The 17,582-nt window shown below is 69.0% G+C and carries 16 protein-coding genes; 12 read left to right on the forward strand and 4 right to left on the reverse strand.

The window, feature by feature from the left end:
* Window positions 1-8: 8 nt before the first annotated feature.
* From A2G96_RS23645 to A2G96_RS23665, 5 genes are all read left to right on the forward strand, one after another.
* A complete protein-coding gene (locus A2G96_RS23645; protein ID WP_062802652.1) occupies window positions 9-809 on the forward strand; it encodes an aspartate dehydrogenase in 801 nt (266 codons plus the stop codon).
* 175 nt (window positions 810-984) lie between these two features.
* A complete protein-coding gene (locus tag A2G96_RS23650) occupies window positions 985-2,463 on the forward strand; it encodes an aldehyde dehydrogenase (RefSeq protein WP_062802653.1) in 1,479 nt (492 codons plus the stop codon).
* A gap of 23 nt (window positions 2,464-2,486) precedes the next feature.
* Window positions 2,487-3,461: a VOC family protein gene (locus A2G96_RS23655; protein WP_062802654.1), complete on the forward strand. Its 975-nt coding sequence runs from the start codon at window positions 2,487-2,489 to the stop codon at window positions 3,459-3,461.
* Window positions 3,462-3,488: 27 nt separating this feature from the next.
* Window positions 3,489-4,445, forward strand: a complete 957-nt coding sequence (locus tag A2G96_RS23660) for a PDR/VanB family oxidoreductase (RefSeq protein ID WP_062802655.1) — start codon at window positions 3,489-3,491, stop codon at window positions 4,443-4,445.
* A 240-nt stretch (window positions 4,446-4,685) separates the two neighbouring features.
* Window positions 4,686-6,110: an MFS transporter gene (locus tag A2G96_RS23665; RefSeq protein ID WP_062802656.1), complete on the forward strand. Its 1,425-nt coding sequence runs from the start codon at window positions 4,686-4,688 to the stop codon at window positions 6,108-6,110.
* Between the two features lie 94 nt (window positions 6,111-6,204).
* On the opposite strand, the gene A2G96_RS23670 is transcribed toward A2G96_RS23665, so the two are convergent.
* Genes A2G96_RS23670 through A2G96_RS23680 form a run of 3 tightly spaced genes read right to left on the reverse strand, consistent with a single transcriptional unit; the run spans window position 6,205 to window position 9,256 of the window.
* The gene (locus tag A2G96_RS23670; RefSeq protein WP_062802657.1) at window positions 6,205-7,161 is read right to left on the reverse strand and encodes a tripartite tricarboxylate transporter substrate binding protein; all 957 of its coding nucleotides are present in this window, start codon (window positions 7,159-7,161) and stop codon (window positions 6,205-6,207) included.
* Window positions 7,162-7,208: 47 nt separating this feature from the next.
* On the reverse strand, window positions 7,209-8,096 hold the full coding sequence (locus A2G96_RS23675; protein ID WP_082819081.1) for an isocitrate lyase/PEP mutase family protein: 888 nt from the start codon (window positions 8,094-8,096) through the stop codon (window positions 7,209-7,211).
* Window positions 8,093-9,256 (reverse strand): TauD/TfdA family dioxygenase, encoded by a 1,164-nt coding sequence (locus A2G96_RS23680; RefSeq protein WP_062802658.1) that lies wholly within the window; start codon window positions 9,254-9,256, stop codon window positions 8,093-8,095. The genes A2G96_RS23675 and A2G96_RS23680 overlap by 4 nt, the downstream gene beginning before the upstream one ends.
* A gap of 106 nt (window positions 9,257-9,362) precedes the next feature.
* Between A2G96_RS23680 and A2G96_RS23685 the strand changes: the two genes are divergently transcribed.
* Window positions 9,363-10,262: a LysR family transcriptional regulator gene (locus A2G96_RS23685; protein WP_062802659.1), complete on the forward strand. Its 900-nt coding sequence runs from the start codon at window positions 9,363-9,365 to the stop codon at window positions 10,260-10,262.
* A 22-nt stretch (window positions 10,263-10,284) separates the two neighbouring features.
* Here the strand turns inward: A2G96_RS23685 and A2G96_RS23690 are convergent, their stop codons facing one another.
* Window positions 10,285-10,812: a MarR family winged helix-turn-helix transcriptional regulator gene (locus A2G96_RS23690; RefSeq protein ID WP_062802660.1), complete on the reverse strand. Its 528-nt coding sequence runs from the start codon at window positions 10,810-10,812 to the stop codon at window positions 10,285-10,287.
* A 321-nt stretch (window positions 10,813-11,133) separates the two neighbouring features.
* Between A2G96_RS23690 and A2G96_RS23695 the strand changes: the two genes are divergently transcribed.
* The 6 genes from A2G96_RS23695 (at window position 11,134) to A2G96_RS23720 (ending at window position 17,571) form a co-directional block, all read left to right on the forward strand.
* Window positions 11,134-12,141 (forward strand): Bug family tripartite tricarboxylate transporter substrate binding protein, encoded by a 1,008-nt coding sequence (locus A2G96_RS23695; RefSeq protein ID WP_062802661.1) that lies wholly within the window; start codon window positions 11,134-11,136, stop codon window positions 12,139-12,141.
* Window positions 12,142-12,227: 86 nt separating this feature from the next.
* Window positions 12,228-14,519: a xanthine dehydrogenase family protein molybdopterin-binding subunit gene (locus tag A2G96_RS23700; protein WP_062802662.1), complete on the forward strand. Its 2,292-nt coding sequence runs from the start codon at window positions 12,228-12,230 to the stop codon at window positions 14,517-14,519.
* Complete coding sequence (locus A2G96_RS23705; protein ID WP_062802663.1) at window positions 14,512-15,378, forward strand: FAD binding domain-containing protein; 867 nt, start codon at window positions 14,512-14,514, stop codon at window positions 15,376-15,378. The genes A2G96_RS23700 and A2G96_RS23705 overlap by 8 nt, the downstream gene beginning before the upstream one ends.
* An 11-nt stretch (window positions 15,379-15,389) precedes the next feature.
* Window positions 15,390-15,866 (forward strand): (2Fe-2S)-binding protein, encoded by a 477-nt coding sequence (locus tag A2G96_RS23710; RefSeq protein WP_062802664.1) that lies wholly within the window; start codon window positions 15,390-15,392, stop codon window positions 15,864-15,866.
* The gene (locus tag A2G96_RS23715; protein WP_062802665.1) at window positions 15,856-16,596 is read left to right on the forward strand and encodes a CoxG family protein; all 741 of its coding nucleotides are present in this window, start codon (window positions 15,856-15,858) and stop codon (window positions 16,594-16,596) included. The genes A2G96_RS23710 and A2G96_RS23715 overlap by 11 nt, the downstream gene beginning before the upstream one ends.
* 111 nt (window positions 16,597-16,707) lie before the next feature.
* Window positions 16,708-17,571, forward strand: coding sequence for an IclR family transcriptional regulator (locus A2G96_RS23720; protein WP_062802666.1), 864 nt, complete (start codon window positions 16,708-16,710; stop codon window positions 17,569-17,571).
* Window positions 17,572-17,582 lie beyond the last annotated feature (11 nt).

Here is a 17,582-nt window from a genome sequence, read left to right on the forward strand (position 1 = left end):
GAGCCGCGATGCTGCATGTGTCCATGGTTGGCTGCGGCGCGATTGGCCGCGGCGTGCTGGAATTGCTCAAGAGCGATCCGGACGTGGTGTTTGACGTGGTGATCGTGCCGGAGCACACGATGGACGAAGCGCGCGGCGCGGTCTCCGCGCTGGCGCCGCGCGCCCGCGTCGCCACCCACCTGGACGACCAGCGGCCCGACCTGCTGGTCGAGTGCGCCGGCCACCATGCGCTGGAAGAGCACATCGTGCCGGCGCTGGAGCGCGGCATCCCGTGCATGGTGGTGTCGGTGGGCGCGCTGTCCGAGCCCGGCATGGCCGAGCGCCTGGAAGCCGCGGCGCGCCGCGGCGGCACCCAGGTGCAGCTGCTGTCCGGCGCGATCGGCGCCATCGACGCGCTGGCCGCGGCGCGCGTCGGCGGGCTCGACGAAGTCATCTACACCGGCCGCAAGCCCGCGCGCGCATGGACCGGCACGCCGGCCGAGCAGCTGTTCGACCTGGAGGCGCTGACCGAGACCACGGTGATCTTCGAAGGCACCGCGCGCGACGCCGCGCGCCTGTACCCGAAGAACGCCAATGTCGCCGCCACGGTGTCGCTGGCCGGCCTCGGGCTGGATCGCACGTCGGTGAAGCTGCTGGCCGATCCGCATGCGGTCGAGAACGTGCATCACGTGGAAGCGCGTGGGGCGTTCGGCGGGTTTGAGCTGACCATGCGGGGCAAGCCGCTGGCGGCGAATCCGAAGACATCGGCGCTGACGGTGTTCAGCGTGGTGCGGGCGCTGGGGAATCGGGCGCACGCGGTATCGATTTGAAGGAAAAGCGGAACCGATAAAGCGATAAGACGCTGAGGCGCTATCAACCGCCGCGGGTTTGCTCCCCTCTCCCGCGCGCGGGAGAGGGGAGTCCCGCCCCGGCATGGGTTAAGGCATCGCAGTGAAACAGCGCAAAAAGCCGGCAGCGGCAACGACAGACTTAGCAGGCAACGACATGACCACCAAAGAAGTACTCCCTATCTGCATCGCCGGCCAATGGCGCCCGGGCACCGGCGATCGCTATGCCACGCGCTATCCCGCCACCGGCGAAGTCGTCGCGGAACTCAATGCCGCCAGCCTGGCCGATGTCGAGGAAGCCGTGCAGGGCGCGCAGCGCGCGTTCGAGACCAGCGGCTGGGCCCGGCGCAAGCCGCATGAGCGCGCCGCCGTGCTGTACCGCGTGGCCGAACTGATCCGTGCGCAGGCCGAGCCGCTGGCCCAGCGCCAGCGCCTGGACAATGGCAAGCCCATCAGCGAGACGCGCGCACTGGTCGCCAGCGCCGCCGGTACCTTCCAGTTCTTTGCCGCCGCCTGCGAAACGCTGGAAGAAACCATCACGCCGCAGCGCGGCGATTGCCTGACCATGAGCGTCTACGAGCCGATGGGCGTGGTCGCGGCGATCACGCCGTGGAACTCGCCGATCGCCAGCGAGGCGCAGAAGATGGCGCCAGCGCTCGCCGCCGGCAATGCCGTGGTGGTCAAGCCCGCCGAGGTCACGCCGCTGATGGCGCTGGAACTGGCGCGCATCTGCGAGGAAGCCGGCGTGCCCAGGGGGCTGATCAGCGTGCTGCCCGGCAAGGGCTCGGTGATCGGTGATGCCATCACCAAGCATCCGCTGGTGCGGCGCGTATCGTTCACCGGCGGCACCACCACCGGCAAGCACATCGCGCATATCGCCGCCGACAAGATGATGCCGGTGTCGCTGGAGCTGGGCGGCAAGTCGCCGACCATGGTGTTCGACGACGCCGACCTCGACCACGCGGTCAACGGCGTGCTGTATGGCATCTTCAGCTCGTCGGGCGAATCGTGCATCGCCGGCTCGCGCCTGTTCGTCGCGCGTTCGCAGTACGAGGCCTTTATCGACCGGCTGGCGCATGGCGCCGCGCAACTGCGCGTGGGCGATCCCGCCGACGAGCGCACGCAGATGGGACCGCTGATCACCGACCGCCACCGCGATTCGATCGAGTCGTATGTCGCCGCTGGTGTGGAGGAAGGCGGCCAGTTGCGCAGCGGCGGCGTGCGTCCCGACGTGGCGGGCCTGCCCAACGGCTATTTCTACACGCCGACCATCATCGAGGGGCTGGACAACCATGCCCGCATCAGCCAGGAAGAAATCTTCGGCCCGGTGCTGGTGGCGATCCCGTTCGACGACGAGGACGACCTGATCGCGCAGGCCAACGACAGCGTCTACGCGCTCGCCGCCGGCATCTGGACGCGCGACTACAAGCGCGCCTGGCGCGTGGCCCGTGCGGTGCAGGCGGGCAATGTGTGGATCAACACCTACAAGCAGTTCTCGATCTCGACGCCGTTCGGCGGCTGGCGCGACAGCGGCCTTGGCCGCGAGAAAGGACGGCTGGGCATCCTGCAGTACATGGAGCAGAAGAGCGTGTACTGGGGCCTGAACGAACAACCGCTGCCGTGGGCCAACCACTGAACCCGGCACGCTGGAGAGAAGCCATGATCAAGGTATTGGGAATCGACGAGATCGTGTACGGCGCGGATGACTTCGACGCCTGTCGCGGTTTCTTCACCGACTGGGGCCTGGCCATCAAGCGCGACGACGCGCAAGGGCTGGATTTCGAAACGCTGAACGGCTGCCGCGTACTGGTGCGCCGCATCGACGATCCGTCGCTGCCGCCGGCGATCGAGGCCGGCCCCACGCTGCGCGAAGTGGTATGGGGCGTCGAATCGCAGGCATCGCTCGACCACCTCGCCGAAGCGATCGCCGATGCGCCGGGCTTCGTCAGGCAGGGCGAGGGCGACACGCTGCGCGTGGGCTGCACCGACCCCAACGGCCTGGCGGTGCGTTTCCAGGTCACGCGCAAGCACGAGGTGCAGGTCGAATGCGCGCTGATGAACACCTGGAACGACAAGCCGCGCCTGAACCAGCGCAGCCCGATCTACGACCACGCCACGCCGATCGAAGTGGGCCATGTGGTGTTCTTCGTCAAGGACGTCAAGGCGACGGAGCGCTTCTATGTCGAGAAGTTCGGCTTCGTGCCGTCGGACCGCTACCCGGACCGCGGCGCGTTCCTGCGCTGCACCGCCGACGGCGGCCACCATGACCTGTTCCTGCTGCAGCTGCCGGAACCGAAGAGCGGCCTGAACCATGTGGCCTTCACCGTGCGCGATATCCACGAGGTCTTCGGCGGCGGCATGCATGTGTCGCGCAAGGGCTGGGACACGCAGCTCGGCCCGGGCCGGCACCCGATTTCGTCGGCCTACTTCTGGTACTTCAAGAACCCGGCCGGCGGCCTGATCGAGTACTACGCCGACGAAGACCAGCTCGACGAGCACTGGGAGCCGCGCGCCTTCGAGCCGGGCCCGACCATGTTCGCCGAATGGGCGATCGAGGGCGGCATCGACGGCAACACCCGCCGGCAGAAGGACGCGGGCGGCCCGGCAGGCAAGTTCCTGACCGAGAAGCGGTAAGCAGCAGCGCAACAGAAGGAAGCAGCAATGAGTGCCCACCAGTCCCTGACCCTGCGGGTCCAGGCCATTCGCTACGAAGCGCGCGGCGTGGTCAGCATCGAACTGCAAGACCCCGAAGGGAAGACCCTGCCCGAGTACAGTCCGGGCGCCCATATCGACCTGCACCTGGGCAACGGCCTGGTGCGCAGCTACTCGCTGTGCGGCGCGCCGGAAGCGCGCACCCGCTACACCGTGGGCGTGCTGCTGGACCGCGGCAGCCGCGGCGGCTCGCGCTACGTGCATGAGCAGCTGCGCGTCGGCGCCACGCTGACCGTGGGCGCGCCGCGCAATAACTTCGAACTGGACGAGAGCGCCGCGCACACGGTGCTGGTCGCCGGCGGCATCGGCGTCACGCCGATCGTCTGCATGGCGCGCCGGCTGGCGGAACTGGGGAAGTCATTCACGCTGATCTACTGCGCGCGTTCGCGTGCCGAGGCGGCCTTCGTCGAGCAGTTGTCAGGGTACGGCGACGCCGTGCGCTTCCACTTCGACGATGAAGCCGGCGCGCCGCCGGACCTGAAAGCGATGCTGGCAGGACAGGACGCGCAGACGCATTTCTACTGCTGCGGCCCCGGCCCGATGCTGAATGCGTTCGAGGCCGCATGCGAAGCGCATGCCTACCCCAACGTCCATATCGAGCGCTTCGCCGCCGACCCGTCGACCGAAGCGGTGCAGGAAGGCGAATACGTGGTGCAGCTGTCGCGCACCGGCTCGCTGGTCAAGGTGCCGTCGGGCAAGTCGCTGCTGGACGCGCTGCTCGATTCCGGCGTGGAGGTCGAATACAGCTGCCGCGAAGGCGTATGCGGCTCGTGCGAGACCGCCGTGCTGGAAGGCTGCCCCGACCACCGCGACAGCGTGCTGAGCAATAGCGAGCGCGCCAGCAACAAGACCATGATGGTGTGCGTGTCGGGGTGCAAGGGCAGCAGGCTGGTGCTGGATTTGTAATCCTGCCGCAGCGCCATCGCATGCCGACGGTGTTCCCCTCTCCCCTCATGGGGAGAGGGCAGGGTGAGGGGTGGTCTGGCAAGGCACCACGCCGTTAGAACCGCCAGCCCTCACCCCCGGCCCCTCTCCCGCGTGCGGGAGAGGGGAGCAAAGCTCCCGCCAGTCGGGACGCCCCAAGACCCAACCCAAAAAATACCCGTGCTAACCCAGAGACAAGACGCAGCGTCCCCCGGCGCACCGGTGGCCGCCACCGCAGGTATCGTGACCACGGCCGACAGCGCCGGCCACAGCGCGGCCGCGGCCACCGCCCGCAGCGGTGCCGTCACGCGCGGCAATATCGTCGCCCGCATCGAGCGCATGCCCGGCAATGCCATGCATATCCGCGCCCGCCTGCTGATCGGCCTGGCCACCTTTTTCGATGGCTTCGACGTGATCGCCATTGCCGCCACGCTGCCGCTGCTGATTGCGCAGTGGTCGCTGACGCCGGTGCAGATTGGGGTGCTGATTGCGGCGCCGTCGGTCGGCCAGCTGGTCGGCGCGCTGCTGTTCCCGGGGCTGGCCGAGCGCTTCGGGCGCTTGCGCTCGATCGGTTGGAGCGCGGGCATCATCGGCCTGATGAGCATTGCCTGCGGCTTCGCGCCGTCGTTCGAGATCTTCTTGCTGCTGCGCATCGTGCAGGGCCTGGGCCTCGGCGGCGAGCTGCCGGTGGCCGCCACCTATATCAACGAAGTCACGCGCGCGCACGGCCGCGGGCGCTTCGTGCTGCTGTACGAGGTGGTGTTCCCGATCGGCCTGATGGTGTCCAACGGCGTCGGCGCCTGGCTGGTGCCGCTGTACGGCTGGGAGGTGATGTACTTTATCGGCGGCGTGCCGCTGGTGCTGTTCTTCATCCTGAAGCGCGTGATTCCCGAATCGCCGCGCTGGCTGGCCGAAAAAGGCCGCCTGGACGAGGCCGACGCCGCGCTGCGCGCGTTCGAGGCACGCGCGCGGGCACCGCTGCCGCCGCCCGCCGATGCCAGCCGCTATGACCGCATGGCCCAGCATCCGCGCCGGCGCCTGCGCGACCTGGTCGGCAAGGCCTACCTGGGCCGCACGCTGGCGGTGTGGATGCTGTGGGCCACCTGCGGCTTTATCCAGTACGGCCTGTCGACCTGGCTGCCGACGGTCTACAAGACCGTCTACCACGCGCCGCTGCAGCTGGCGCTGAACCTGGCGGCCGCGGCCTCGGTGCTGGGCGTGGTGGGGTCGCTGGTCTGCGCCATGATCGTCGACAAGGTCGGGCGCAAGCCGGTGATCAACGTGTCGTTCCTGCTGTGCGCGCTGTCGCTGGTGCTGGCGGGCGTGTTCCACCATGCCTCGGTGTATGTGGTGGCAACCTTCTGCGCGCTGGCGATGGGCTTCCTGGCCAGCGGCTTTATCACCGCCTACGTCTACACGCCCGAGCTGTACCCGACCAGCGTGCGCGCCATGGGCTGCGGGCTGGGCGGCGCGTGGCTGAAGCTGGCCGCGATTTTCGCGCCCACGCTGATCGCCGGCACCATCGGCAACGGCACGCTCAATGTGGCCTTTTTCGCGCTGGCGGTGGTGCCGGCGCTGGCCGCTGCAACCGTGCACTGGCTCGGCATCGAGACCAAGGGGCGGGTGCTGGAGGAGCTGGAGGTCTGAGCCGCAGTGCGCCCGCGTTCCCGCGTTCCCGCGCTCCATACAGGCAGGCCGCGCCGGCATCCGGCGCGGCCTGTTCCGCTTTGTCGATCAGGCTTCAGCCCATGCGCGTGCCGGTGGCGGCAACGACCTTGGCCCAGCGCGCAATCTCGCCCTGCAAAAAATGCCTGAACTGGCCGGCATCGCTGCCGACCGGCACCAGCCCCTCGCCGGTCAGCCGCTTGCGCATCGCGGGCTCCGCCACCGCCGCGCGCGCGGCTTGCTCCAGGCGGGCCACCACGTCGGCCGGCATGCCGGCCGGGCCGACCAGGCCGTACCACGAGCTGTAGTCGAAGCCGGGAATCACCTCGGCCACCGGCGCGATATCGGGAAACGCGGCCAGTCGTTTCGGGCTGCTGACGCCCAGCCCGCGGATCTTGCCGGCCTGCAGCAGCGGCTGCACCGTGGCGACATTGCCGATCAGCAGGTCAACCTGGCTGGCAACCACGTCGGCCACGGCAGGCGCCGCGCCTTTGTAGGGCACGCTGACAAGGTCGATGCCGGCCTCGAGCTTGAGCATTTCGCCGGCCAGGTGATTGGCGCTGCCGATGCCGGCCACGGCGATGCTGAGCTTGCCCGGCCGCGACTTGGACAGCGCAATCAGCTCGCGCACATTCTTCACTCCCAGGTCCGGCCGCGACACCAGCAGCAGCGGCGAGCTTGCGATCAGCGAGACCGGGGTGAAGTCCTTGAGCGGATCGAACGGCTTTTTCTCGAACAGCGCGGGATTGATTGCGTGGCTGGTATAGCTGAGCAGCAGCGTGCTGCCGTCCGGTTCGGCCTTGGCCACGGCCGTGGCGGCGATATTGCCCGCGGCGCCGCCGCGGTTCTCGACAATGAAGGTCTGTCTGAGGCGCTGCTCCAGCCCGGCGGCGAGCGCGCGCGCCACCAGGTCGGTGCCGCCGCCGGGAGTGGCGCCGACCAGTATCCGGGTCACCGCGGGGGGCGCAGCACGCACGCCGGCCGGCAGCAAGGTGCCGGCGGCCAGCAGCGCGAGGAAGTCGCGTCGTTGCATGGGTTGTCTCCGTTTCTCTCGTTATGGCGATGGCGATGGGGGGATCGCTAGTCGTCTGCCGCGTAGCGGCGGCCGGCATCGAGCAATTGGGGCGTGCCGATCAGCCGGTTCAGGGCATCGAAGTTGTTCATTTCTTGCTGGAATGCGCGCGTGCTGCCGTCGGCGCGCAGACCGGCGAAGTAGCGCTGCAGCTGGCGCGAGGCGAAGCGCACGGTGCCGCCCGGATAGATCACGATGCGGTAGCCGCGCGCGCCCAGTTCCGCCGCGCTCTGGATCGGCGTGCGGCCGCCTTCGACCATGTTCGCCAGCAGCGGCACGCGCGCCGCGAAGCGATCGCAGACGCGGTCCATGTCGGCCGCCGACACCACGGCTTCGATAAACAGCGCATCGACACCGCATGCCAGGTAAGCCTCGGCACGCTCGATGGCGGCGTCCAGCCCTTCGACCGCGACCGCGTCGGTGCGCGCCAGGATCAGCGTGCCGTCATCGTGGCGCGCATCCAGCGCGGCCCGCAGCTTGCCGCACATTTCGTGCACAGGCACCAGCGTCTTGCCGGCCAGGTGGCCGCAGCGCTTGGGAAAGCCCTGGTCCTCCAGCTGGATCATCGCGGCACCGGCGCGCTCGAAGGAGCGCACCGTGCGTTGCGTGTTGAGCGCATTGCCGTAGCCGGTGTCGCCGTCCACGATCACGGGCAGCGCGACCCGGTCGGTGATGCGCGCCAGTACCTCGGCGGTTTCGGTGGCGGTGGTCAGGCCCACGTCGGAACGGCCCAGCAAGGTGTAGGCCACCGCGCCGCCCGACAGGTACAGGGCCTCGAAGCCGGCCTGCTCGGCCAGCAGGGCGCTGAGCGCGTCGTAGACGCCCGGAGCCAGCACCGGCTCGCGCCGGCGCAGGCGTTCCTTCAGCGCGGCCATGGGAAGGCCGGGCGCGCTCATGCGGTAGTCGCCTCGCAGCAGCTCGCCGCCAGGATGCGCGCCATGTCTTCCTGGCGCACCTGCGGACGCCACGGTTCGAACGGCATGCCGAGCGCGCCGGCCTGGCGCTTTTCGTAGTCGAGGAAGGCCGGCGTGATGGCGCTGCCGCGCACGCCGCCGCGCACCGCTCCGGCGCGCACGTCGCCGTAGTACTCCTTCCAGTCGTCGGGCAGCGGCTGCGAGCCCGGCACGGCCAGCCACAGGCGGAACAGGTGGCGCTTGCGGTCCGGGTCGTCATGGTCTTCGAATGGCGTGCGCGAATGCAGCGTGACGTAGTTGTTCAGCAGCTGCATGTCGCCCTGTTCCAGCTCCATGGTGAAGCACAGCTTGTCGCTCGGCATCAGCGCGTCGAGCAGGTCCAGCGCCTCGACCTGTGCCGGCGTCAGGCGCGGCACTTCGGCAAAGTCGCGCTGCGCGGCGTCGGTGTTCTTGCGGTTGGTGCGCGCCGAGAAGTATTCCGGGTGGCTGCCGAAGATGGGGCAGCGGTAGTAGGGCGGCTGCGATGCGTCCTGCGTGCCCTGGTAGCTGTGGAAGAAGGTGCCCCGGAGCACCGGGATCAGGTCGGGCCGGCGCTGCTGCACGGCCTCATACAGCGCGATCGAGCTGATCACCTTGCTGGTGCCGCCCGCCCTGGCGGTGCGCCGGCACAGCAGCCCCACCACATCGCACGAGTCCTGATGGAAATCGAGCCCGGCGTTGGTGTTGTAGCCGCGCCCGCCCTTGACTTTGTATTCGCCGCCTTCGTTGCGCACATCGTTCATGACTTCGCTGGCGCGGTTCTGCGTGCGCGCCACGCCCATGTAGAGGCTCATGCCCCAATAGGCCAGGCGCGATTCATCCTCGGTCCACTCGTCGACGGGAAAGCCCTTGACCAGGCACATGCCCCAGCCGCCCTGCGTGATGCCGATGGCGCGGCTGAGCACGCCGCGCGCGGCCTCGTTGAGCGGGAAGTCGGCCTGTTCCATCTCCAGCAGCGGCTTGTCCAGCGTGCGCGCATGGTTGAGGGCGTCGCGCATGCCCTGGATCTCGGCCTCGGTCATGCGCAAGACCCAGCTGCGGTCTTCGCGGGCCTGGCGGGCGGTCCAGGGCAGGGGGCGTTGGGATGCGGCGATGGCTGACATGTCTGGCGTCTCCTCCGTGAATGTGCATGATGTCGGAAGCCAGTCTATCGATGTCGCCTATCATTAGAAAAGCGAACATATTTGAGTTTCTTCGTAAGAGTTTTTGATGAAGCTAGAGACTTTCCATACGCTCGAAGCGGTGCTGCAGACCGGCACTTTCGCGGGCGCGGCACGCCAGGGCAATGTCACGCCGAGCGCTGTCAGCATGCAGATGAAGCAGCTGGAGCAGTACCTGGGCAAGCCGCTGTTCGACCGGTCCGGGCTGCAGGCGCGGCCCAACCAGCTGGCCCACGAGGTGGCCGACACCATGCGCCAGGCCTTGCAGAACCTGGAGTCGCTGCGCGCTGGCGGCGGACTTGTGGTGGAAGGGGTGGTGCGGCTGGGCGTGATCGAATCGCTGCAGCCGATCGTGCTGCCGGGGATCGTGCGCTATGTGCGTGAACGCCATCCCCGGCTGGACCTGCGGCTGGTGCGCGGGCGCAGCAGCTCGCTCACGGCATCGGTCAAGGCCGGGGAGATCGACGCCGCGCTGGTGGCCCAGCCGGCTTCGGGCGGCTCGGCCCGGCTGCGCTGGACGCCCATGCTGCGCCGCGAACTGGTGATGATCGCACCGCCCGCTGCGACCGAGTCCAACGTGGGCTCGCTGTTCCGGCAGTACGACTGGATCCGCTATGACCGCAATACGGTATCGGGTGCGATGGCGGCTCAGTATGTGCATGCGCACGTGGCCGAAATCCGCGGCACGCTGGAATTCGACAGCGCGCCGGCGATCGTGGCAATGGTCAGCGGCGGGCTGGGGGTGTCGATCCTGCAAGGGCCCGACCCGGCGCTGGTGCAGAACTATCCGGTGCGCCTGGTACGGCTGGGCCGCGCGGCGCCAGTGCTGACGCTGGCGCTGGTCACGCGCAAGGGCGACGACGATAACCGCTCGGTGGCGGCGGTGCGCGATGCCATGCGGCTGGCGCTGGCTGCCTACCAGCGCCAGCAGGCGGCCGGACGGCACTGAGGCCGCCGCCTGTTGCCTTGGCTCAGGGCTGCATCCGCAGCAACTTGCGCAACCCCAGGTACACAGCCTCGCGCTCCTGCGGCGACAGTTGCCGGATCACCTCGGCCTGGCCGCGCCGCGCCAGCGGCATGACCTGGTCGTGCAGCGCGATGCCGGCTTCGGTGATGGCGCACAGCAGCTTCTTGCGCGGGGTATTGCCGGCTGAGGTCAGTTGCACCAGCCCGCGGTCTTCCAGCAGCCGCAGGGTGCGGCTGACCAGCGCCTTGTCCGAGGTGGACTGGGTCACCAGTTCGGCAAACGGCAACGCGCGCGCATGGGCCAGCAGCGCCAGGATGCGCCATTCCGGCACGGTCAGGCCGAACTGCTCCGCATAGGGCTTGGTGACCGTGCTGCGCAGCGCGGTCACGAGCTGGCTCAGCATCGTGGTCAGGAAGTTGTCGACGGTCAGGCCGCTGCCGGCCTCGTCGAGGTCGGTCCACGGGCTGGCGTTGGCATTGGCGGCAGGGGCGGGCGCGGGCTTGCCATGGGCGGGCGCGGCATCACGGGACATGCGTTCCTCTTGGTCTGGTCTGCCGGCCAGGATGCGTGGCCGGTGGGCGGTGCAGATTGTCTCACAGGCGCTTGCCATTGCCGCCACCGTCTGTCGAGCTTGCGATCGAAAATAAATTTGCAAAAAAACAGATTCGTCAATCGGTGATTAACGTAAGTTGAGTTGTCAATTTACGGCGCCTACGATGATCGTGTTCCTTTTCTGAACACGTGTTTCACCAATAAAACAACCAAAGAGAGTTGTTCCCAAGCCACCCCTGTGTTCGCGATGTGCACAACCGCTGACTCCAGCGTCGCGAATGCGCCCCCACAGGAGCTGTAGATGAGACAACAACGTTCCCGACGCGCCGCTGCCGCTGCCGCCGGCCTTGCCACCGCTGCCATGGCCGCGCTTGCGCTGAGCGCGGGCACCGCGCTGGCCGCCGCCACCTATCCGGCCAAGACCGTGACCATGGTGGTGGCCTACCCGCCAGGCGGCGATACCGATGCCATGGCGCGGCTCTACGCCGACAAGCTGTCGGCGCGCCTGAAGCAGCCGGTCATCGTCGAGAACCGTCCCGGCGCCGGCGGCGTGGTGGGCGCTGCATTCGTCAGCCGCGCGCCGGCGGATGGCTACACGTTGCTGTACACGCCGAACCCTTTCACGCTGGCGCCGACGGTGCTGAAGCTGGCGCCGTCTGCCAGCTATGACCCGCTGCACGGCTTTACGCCGGTGATCCAGACCGCGGTGCAGGCGGTGCTGCTGGTGGCCAACCCGCAGGCGGGCGTGAAGACCGTGGGCGAGATGGTGGCCGCGGCCAGGGCCGGCAAGGCGCTGACCTATGGCAGCCCGGGCGCGGGGTCGCCGATGCATATCGCCGGCGAGATGCTGAACCGCGCCGCCGGCGTGAAGATCCAGCACGTGCCCTACAAGGGCGTGGCGCCCGCGGTCAACGACGTGGTGGCGGGGCACGTGCCGTTTGCCTACGTCACGCTGGGACCGGTGGCGCAGTACATCAATACGGGCCGGCTGATACCGCTGGCGATCACCGATGCGCGGCGCTCGCCGCTGCTGCCCAACGTGCCGACGCTGGCCGAGCTGGGCTACAAGGACGTGGTGGTGGGCGCGTGGCACGGCGTGATGGCGCCCAAGGGCACGCCGCCTGACGTAGTCAGGACACTGAACCAGCAGCTCAACGAGGTGCTGCGCCTGCCCGACGTGGCCGACAAGATGGCCACCTTCGGCGCCATCCCCGTCGGCGGCGCGCCGGCCGCGCTGGAGAAGGTCAACGCGGCCGACTACGAGCGCCTGGGCAAGGTGATCCGCGAACTGGCGATCACCGCGGAATGAGCCGCGCCGGCGCATCGCCGTCCGGCACCACGCCATCGGCAATGGCAACGACAACGCCATCGACAACGACAGACAGGAGGGCCGGCATGAGCAGGGCCATCGTGGGAACCTCCACGCCGCAGGTGACCGCGCGGGAAAAGGTCATGGGCCGCGCGCAGTATGCCGGCGACATCAAGCTGCCCGGCATGCTGCACGCCAAGGTGCTGCGCAGCCCGCACCCGCACGCGCGCATCGTGCGCATCGACACCGCCGCCGCCAAAGCGCTGCCCGGCGTGAAGCTGGTGGTAACGGGGTACGACGTGCCCGCCCGCCACTGGGGCCCGCACCGCAAGGAGCAGCGCATCCTGGCCTGCGGCGTGGTGCGGCACGTCGGCGAGGAAGTTGCCGCGGTGGTGGCGCTCAGCGAGGAGATCGCGCGCGATGCGCTCGACCTGATCCGGGTCGAGTACGAGCCGCTGCCCGCGCTGCTGACGCCGGCCGCGGCGCTGGCCGAAGGCGCGCCGGAGATCCACGCCGGCACGCGCAATATCGGCCATGAGATGCGCATCGAGCGCGGCGATGTCGAGGCCGCGTTCGCGGCCTGCGCCGCGGTGTATGAAGCCACCTACGAGATGCATTCGCAGTATCCCGGCTACCTCGAGCCGATGGCCTCGGTCGCGGCGCAGGACGGCAACGGGCGGCTTACGGTGTGGGCGTCGACGCAGTCGGTGTTCCTGGCGCGCGCGCGGCTGGCCGAGGCGCTGGACCGGCCGGTCTCGACCATCCGCGTGGTGCAGGCCACCACCGGCGGCGGCTTCGGCGCCAAGATCGTCGAGGAGAACAACAGCCTGATCTGCGCCTTCCTGGCGAGCCGGCTGGAGCGCCCGGTGCGGCTGGTCAACAACCGGCTGGAAGACTTCCAGGGCGCGCGCGCCAGCGTGCCGATGCAGGTCTGGCTGCGCCTGGGCCTTGCCGCCGACGGCGTGATCCTGGCCAAGGACGTGCGCATCACGGCCGAGTGCGGCGCGTATTCCGGGCTGGCCGGCGATGTGATGCACGTCACCGCCATGCGCAGCGACAACATGCACCGCGTGCAAAACGTGCGCTCGCACGCGGTGATGGCCTATACCAACAACCCGCCGCGCGGCGCCTTCCGCGGCTTCGGTGGGCAGCAGATGCAGTTTCCGCTGAACTGCCACCTGACGGTGCTGGCCGGCATGCTCGGCATCGACCCGATCGAAGTGCACAGGCGCAATGCCATCGGCGCCGGCGAGACCAGCGTGCATGGCTGGAAGATCAGCAGCACCGGCATGGCCGAATGCCTCGACATGACGCGCCGCGCCATCGGCTGGGACGACAAGCGCGCGGCGCCGCGCGGCACCGGCACGCGCCGGCGCGGCGTCGGCATTGCCGCGGCGATGCATGTCAGCGGCAACCGCACGCTGGGCAACTGGGACGGCTCGACCATCCTGCTCAAGATGAACGAGGACGGTCGCGTGATGCTGCAGACCAGCGAGTGCGACATGGGGCAGGGCGCCAACACCATGCTCAGCCAGATCTGCGCGCAGGAGCTGGGCATTCCGCTGGCGCACGTCACCGTGATGGCGCCGGATACCGATACCGCGCCGTTCTGCCTGGGTTCGCTGGCATCGCGCGTGACCATCATCTCCGGCAACGCGGTGCTGCGCGCGGCGCGCGAGGCGCGGCACAAGCTGCTGGCGCTGGCGGCGGAAAAGTTCGGCGTGGAGGCGCGGCAACTGGTGATCGCCGATGGCCGCATCGCGGTGCCGGACCAGCCCGGCAAATCCGCCACGCTGGCCGAGATCGCGCGCCTGCATATCTTCCGCCACGGCGGCGAGGGCATTCACGTGCGCGCCAGCTACGACGCGCCCACGGTGATGCACGACGCCGACTACTACGGCAACGTCGCCCCGGCGCATTCGTTTGCGGCGCAGGCGGTGGAAGTGGAAGTCGATACCTGCACCGGCCAGGTCACCGTGATCGACAGCTTTGTCGCCGACGATTGCGGCAAGGCGATCAACCCGCTCGCCGTGCATGGCCAGACCCACGGCGCCACCGTGCAGGCGATCGGCTGGACCCTGTACGAGCACCTGCAATACGAGGACGGCCGCCTGATGAACGGCAACTTCGCCGACTACACCATGCCCACCGCCGACGCGGTGCCGATGCTGCGCACCGACGTGGTGGAATCGAACGACCCCAACGGCCCCTACGGCGCCAAGGGCGCCAGCGAGACCGCGATCCTGCCCGGCGCCGCCGCGATCGCCAATGCCGTGTTCGACGCGGTCGGCGTGCGCATCCAGTCGCTGCCGATCACGCCCGAGAAGGTGCTGGCGGGCCTGCGCGCGCTGAACGAGAAGGAGGCCGCCCGTGCGTGACTTTGCTTTCCTGGAGCCGGCCACCGTGGCCGAGGCCAGCCACATGCTGGCCGACCTGGGCGACAGCTGCCGCCTCTTTGCCGGCGGCACCGCGCTGATGCTGGGCATGCGCCAGCGCATGCTGGCGCCCAGCCACCTGGTTTCGCTGGACCGGCTCGATGCGCTGCGCGGCATCAGCTTCGATGCGCGCGAGGGCCTGCGCATCGGCGCGCTGACCCTGCATGCCGAGCTTGCGCGCTCGCCGCTGGTGCAGGCGCACTATCCGATGCTGGCGAGCATGGCCGCGCGCGTCGCCAATCCGCAGGTGCGCAACCAGGGCACCCTTGGCGGCAACCTTTGCTATGCCGATCCGGCCACCGATCCGCCCGGCTGCCTGATGGCGCTGGGCGCGCAGGTCGTGGTCAGCGGCCGCGGCGGCGAGCGCGTGATCGACCTCGAGGACTTCCTGGTCGACTACTACGTCACGGCGCTGGCGCCGGATGAAATCGTCACGCAGATTCGCGTGCCGCCCCCGGGTGCCGGCGCCGACGGCCACTATGCGCGCTTCCTGCGCACGGCCGCCGAGCACCGGCCGCTGGCCAGCGTGGCGCTCGCGGTGCGGCGCGAGGGCGCGTTCTGTATCGAGGCCCGCCTGGCGGTGGGCGCGTCGACGCCGGTGCCATGCCGGCTGCGGCGCGCCGAGGCGCTGCTGGCGGGCCGGGCAGTGACGGCGGATCTGGCCGCGCAAGCCGCGGCCATCGTCGCCGAGGACATCAACGCCGTGTCCGACGCGCGCGGGTCGGACGCCTACCGCCGCGAGATGGTGCGCGTGGTCGCGCGCCGCACCATTGCCGCATTGTTCGGCGTGGCATCGGAGTAAGGAGCCAATCCATGAACCCAATCAGCATCGAAGTCACCGTCAACGGTGAAGAACACCAGGTGCAGGTGCCGGCGCGGCGCCTGCTTGCCGACCTGCTGCGCGACGACCTGAACCTGACCGGCACCAAGCGCGGCTGCGAGACCGGCATCTGCGGCGCGTGCTCGGTACTGGTCGACGGCGAGGTGGTCAAGTCCTGCCTGATGCTCGCGGTGCAGGTACGCGGCCGTCATGTGATGACAGTCGAAGGCCTGGCCGCCGAGGGCCAGCTGCATCCGCTGCAGCAAAGCTTCATGGAGCACGGCGGCCTGCAGTGCGGCTATTGCACGCCGGGCTTCCTGATGGCGGCGTGCGCGCTGCTCGCCAACAATCCCAATCCGACCGAAGACGAAGTCCGCCATGGCCTCAACGGCAACCTGTGCCGTTGCACCGGCTATGTCGGCATCGTCGAATCGGTCCTGTCCGCCGCGGAGGCAATGCGTGGAAATTGAAAAGACCCTGGTCACCGCGGCGCCGCCGGCGCGCGTGTGGGAACTGCTGCTCGACCCCAACGTGATGGGCGCGTGCGTGCCCGGCATGGAATCGATCGAAGTGCTCAGCGATGTGGAGTACGTCGCGCACATGGCGGTAAAGATCGCCTTTATCAACGCGCGCTTCCGGCTGCATACCAAGATCGTCGAGACCCGCGCGCCGCATTACCTGCGCACCGAGGGCACCGGCGAGGACGCTTCGGTGGCCAGCTCGCTGCGGCAGTCGAGCGAGCTGTTCCTGACGCCGCTGGAACATGGCGGCACGCAGCTGCGCATCAAGGTGCAGGTCGATGTGCTGGGGCGGCTGGGGACCTTCGGCCTGAGCGTGATGAAAACCAAGGCCGATCGCATGTGGGACGAGTTCGGCGCCAACCTGCTGGCGCGGCTGTCGCCGCAGGACGGGCAGCCAGCGCCCGGGCCGGCGCAGCAAGCGGCGGCGACGCAGCCTGCCGCCGTCGCGCCGCCCTCGGCAAGCAACGGCCATCCGGTGCTACCGGCGCGGCCCGTTGCGCCGGCTTCGTCCGGACTGTTGGCGCGGCTGTTCGGCCGCGGCGACGCCGCGCATGTGCCGCTTGCCGAGATCTGCGTCGAGCTGCGCCGTCCCGACGAGACCATCGTGGTGCGCTGGCCCGCGGCGCACGGCGAGCAGTGCGCCGCGTGGCTGCGCGACTACCTCCGTCCGGGCGCATAGCGGCGTCGGCGGCCTTGCCGGCGGAGACTGTCCGCAATACGGGTACCCTATCGGGTGCGGGCGTGATATATGAGAGCGTTGCGCCAAGACCGACTATTGCAGAGACAGAACATGACGACCGATTCGCCGCAGCAAGACACGCAGGAAGGCGGCCAGGAGGGTGCGCCGGAGGGTACTCCGGAAAGCGCGCAGGACAAGTACATCGTGCCGGGGCTGGAGCGCGGGCTGCGCCTGCTGGGCGAATTCAGCAGCCGCGAGCGCACGCTGTCGGCCGCCGAGCTGGCGCGCCGGCTCAAGGTGCCGCGCTCGACCGTGTTCCGGCTGCTGGCGACGCTGGAAATGATGGGCTTCGTCGAGCGCACCGACGGCGGGCGCGAGTTCCGGCTGGGCATGGCGGTGCTGCGCCTCGGCTTCGACTACCTGGCCTCGCTGGAGCTGACCGAGCTGGGGCGCCCGCTGCTGGACCGGCTGCGCGACGAGATTCACTACCCGTGCAACCTGGTGGTGCGCGACGGGCGCTCCATTGTCTATGTGGCCAAGTCGGTGGCGTCGCGCCCGTTTGCCAGCACCGTCAATGTCGGCACCCGGCTGCCGGCGCATGCCACGGTGCTGGGGCGCGTGCTGCTGGAAGACCTGTCGCTGGCCGAATTGCGCGCGCTTTATCCGGAAGAGCGGCTGGAAGTCTATTCCGAAAGCACGCCGCGCACGGTCGAAGAGCTGTACGAAATGGTCCAGCGCGACCGCCAGCGTGGCTATGTGCTGCATGAAGGCTTCTTCGAAGCCAGCATCTCCACCATCGCGGCGCCGGTGCGCGACCGCAGCGGCAAGGTGACGGCGGCGCTGGGCGCCACCATCCCGGCCGCGCGCATCGATCCGGACCAGCTCGACAACATGGTGGAACAGGTGCGGCGCGCCGCGGCCGAGCTGTCGCGGCTGCTCGACTACCGTCCCGAGGTGCCCAGGCCGTTCGCCTGAACCGGGGCCGC

This window comes from Cupriavidus nantongensis (genome assembly GCF_001598055.1).
In the GTDB taxonomy this organism is placed as follows: Bacteria; Pseudomonadota; Gammaproteobacteria; order Burkholderiales; family Burkholderiaceae; genus Cupriavidus; species Cupriavidus nantongensis.

What these genes read in the sequence shown, in the direction of transcription:
- A2G96_RS23645 (WP_062802652.1), top strand. Translation starts at nt 9, where the DNA reads ATGCTGCATGTGTCCATGGTTGGCTGCGGCGCGATTGGCCGCGGCGTG.
- A2G96_RS23650 (WP_062802653.1), top strand. Translation starts at nt 985, where the DNA reads ATGACCACCAAAGAAGTACTCCCTATCTGCATCGCCGGCCAATGGCGC.
- A2G96_RS23655 (WP_062802654.1), top strand. Translation starts at nt 2,487, where the DNA reads ATGATCAAGGTATTGGGAATCGACGAGATCGTGTACGGCGCGGATGAC.
- A2G96_RS23660 (WP_062802655.1), top strand. Translation starts at nt 3,489, where the DNA reads ATGAGTGCCCACCAGTCCCTGACCCTGCGGGTCCAGGCCATTCGCTAC.
- A2G96_RS23670 (WP_062802657.1), bottom strand. Translation starts at nt 7,161, where the DNA reads ATGCAACGACGCGACTTCCTCGCGCTGCTGGCCGCCGGCACCTTGCTG.
- A2G96_RS23675 (WP_082819081.1), bottom strand. Translation starts at nt 8,096, where the DNA reads ATGAGCGCGCCCGGCCTTCCCATGGCCGCGCTGAAGGAACGCCTGCGC.
- A2G96_RS23680 (WP_062802658.1), bottom strand. Translation starts at nt 9,256, where the DNA reads ATGTCAGCCATCGCCGCATCCCAACGCCCCCTGCCCTGGACCGCCCGC.
- A2G96_RS23685 (WP_062802659.1), top strand. Translation starts at nt 9,363, where the DNA reads ATGAAGCTAGAGACTTTCCATACGCTCGAAGCGGTGCTGCAGACCGGC.
- A2G96_RS23690 (WP_062802660.1), bottom strand. Translation starts at nt 10,812, where the DNA reads ATGTCCCGTGATGCCGCGCCCGCCCATGGCAAGCCCGCGCCCGCCCCT.
- A2G96_RS23695 (WP_062802661.1), top strand. Translation starts at nt 11,134, where the DNA reads ATGAGACAACAACGTTCCCGACGCGCCGCTGCCGCTGCCGCCGGCCTT.
- A2G96_RS23700 (WP_062802662.1), top strand. Translation starts at nt 12,228, where the DNA reads ATGAGCAGGGCCATCGTGGGAACCTCCACGCCGCAGGTGACCGCGCGG.
- A2G96_RS23710 (WP_062802664.1), top strand. Translation starts at nt 15,390, where the DNA reads ATGAACCCAATCAGCATCGAAGTCACCGTCAACGGTGAAGAACACCAG.
- A2G96_RS23720 (WP_062802666.1), top strand. Translation starts at nt 16,708, where the DNA reads ATGACGACCGATTCGCCGCAGCAAGACACGCAGGAAGGCGGCCAGGAG.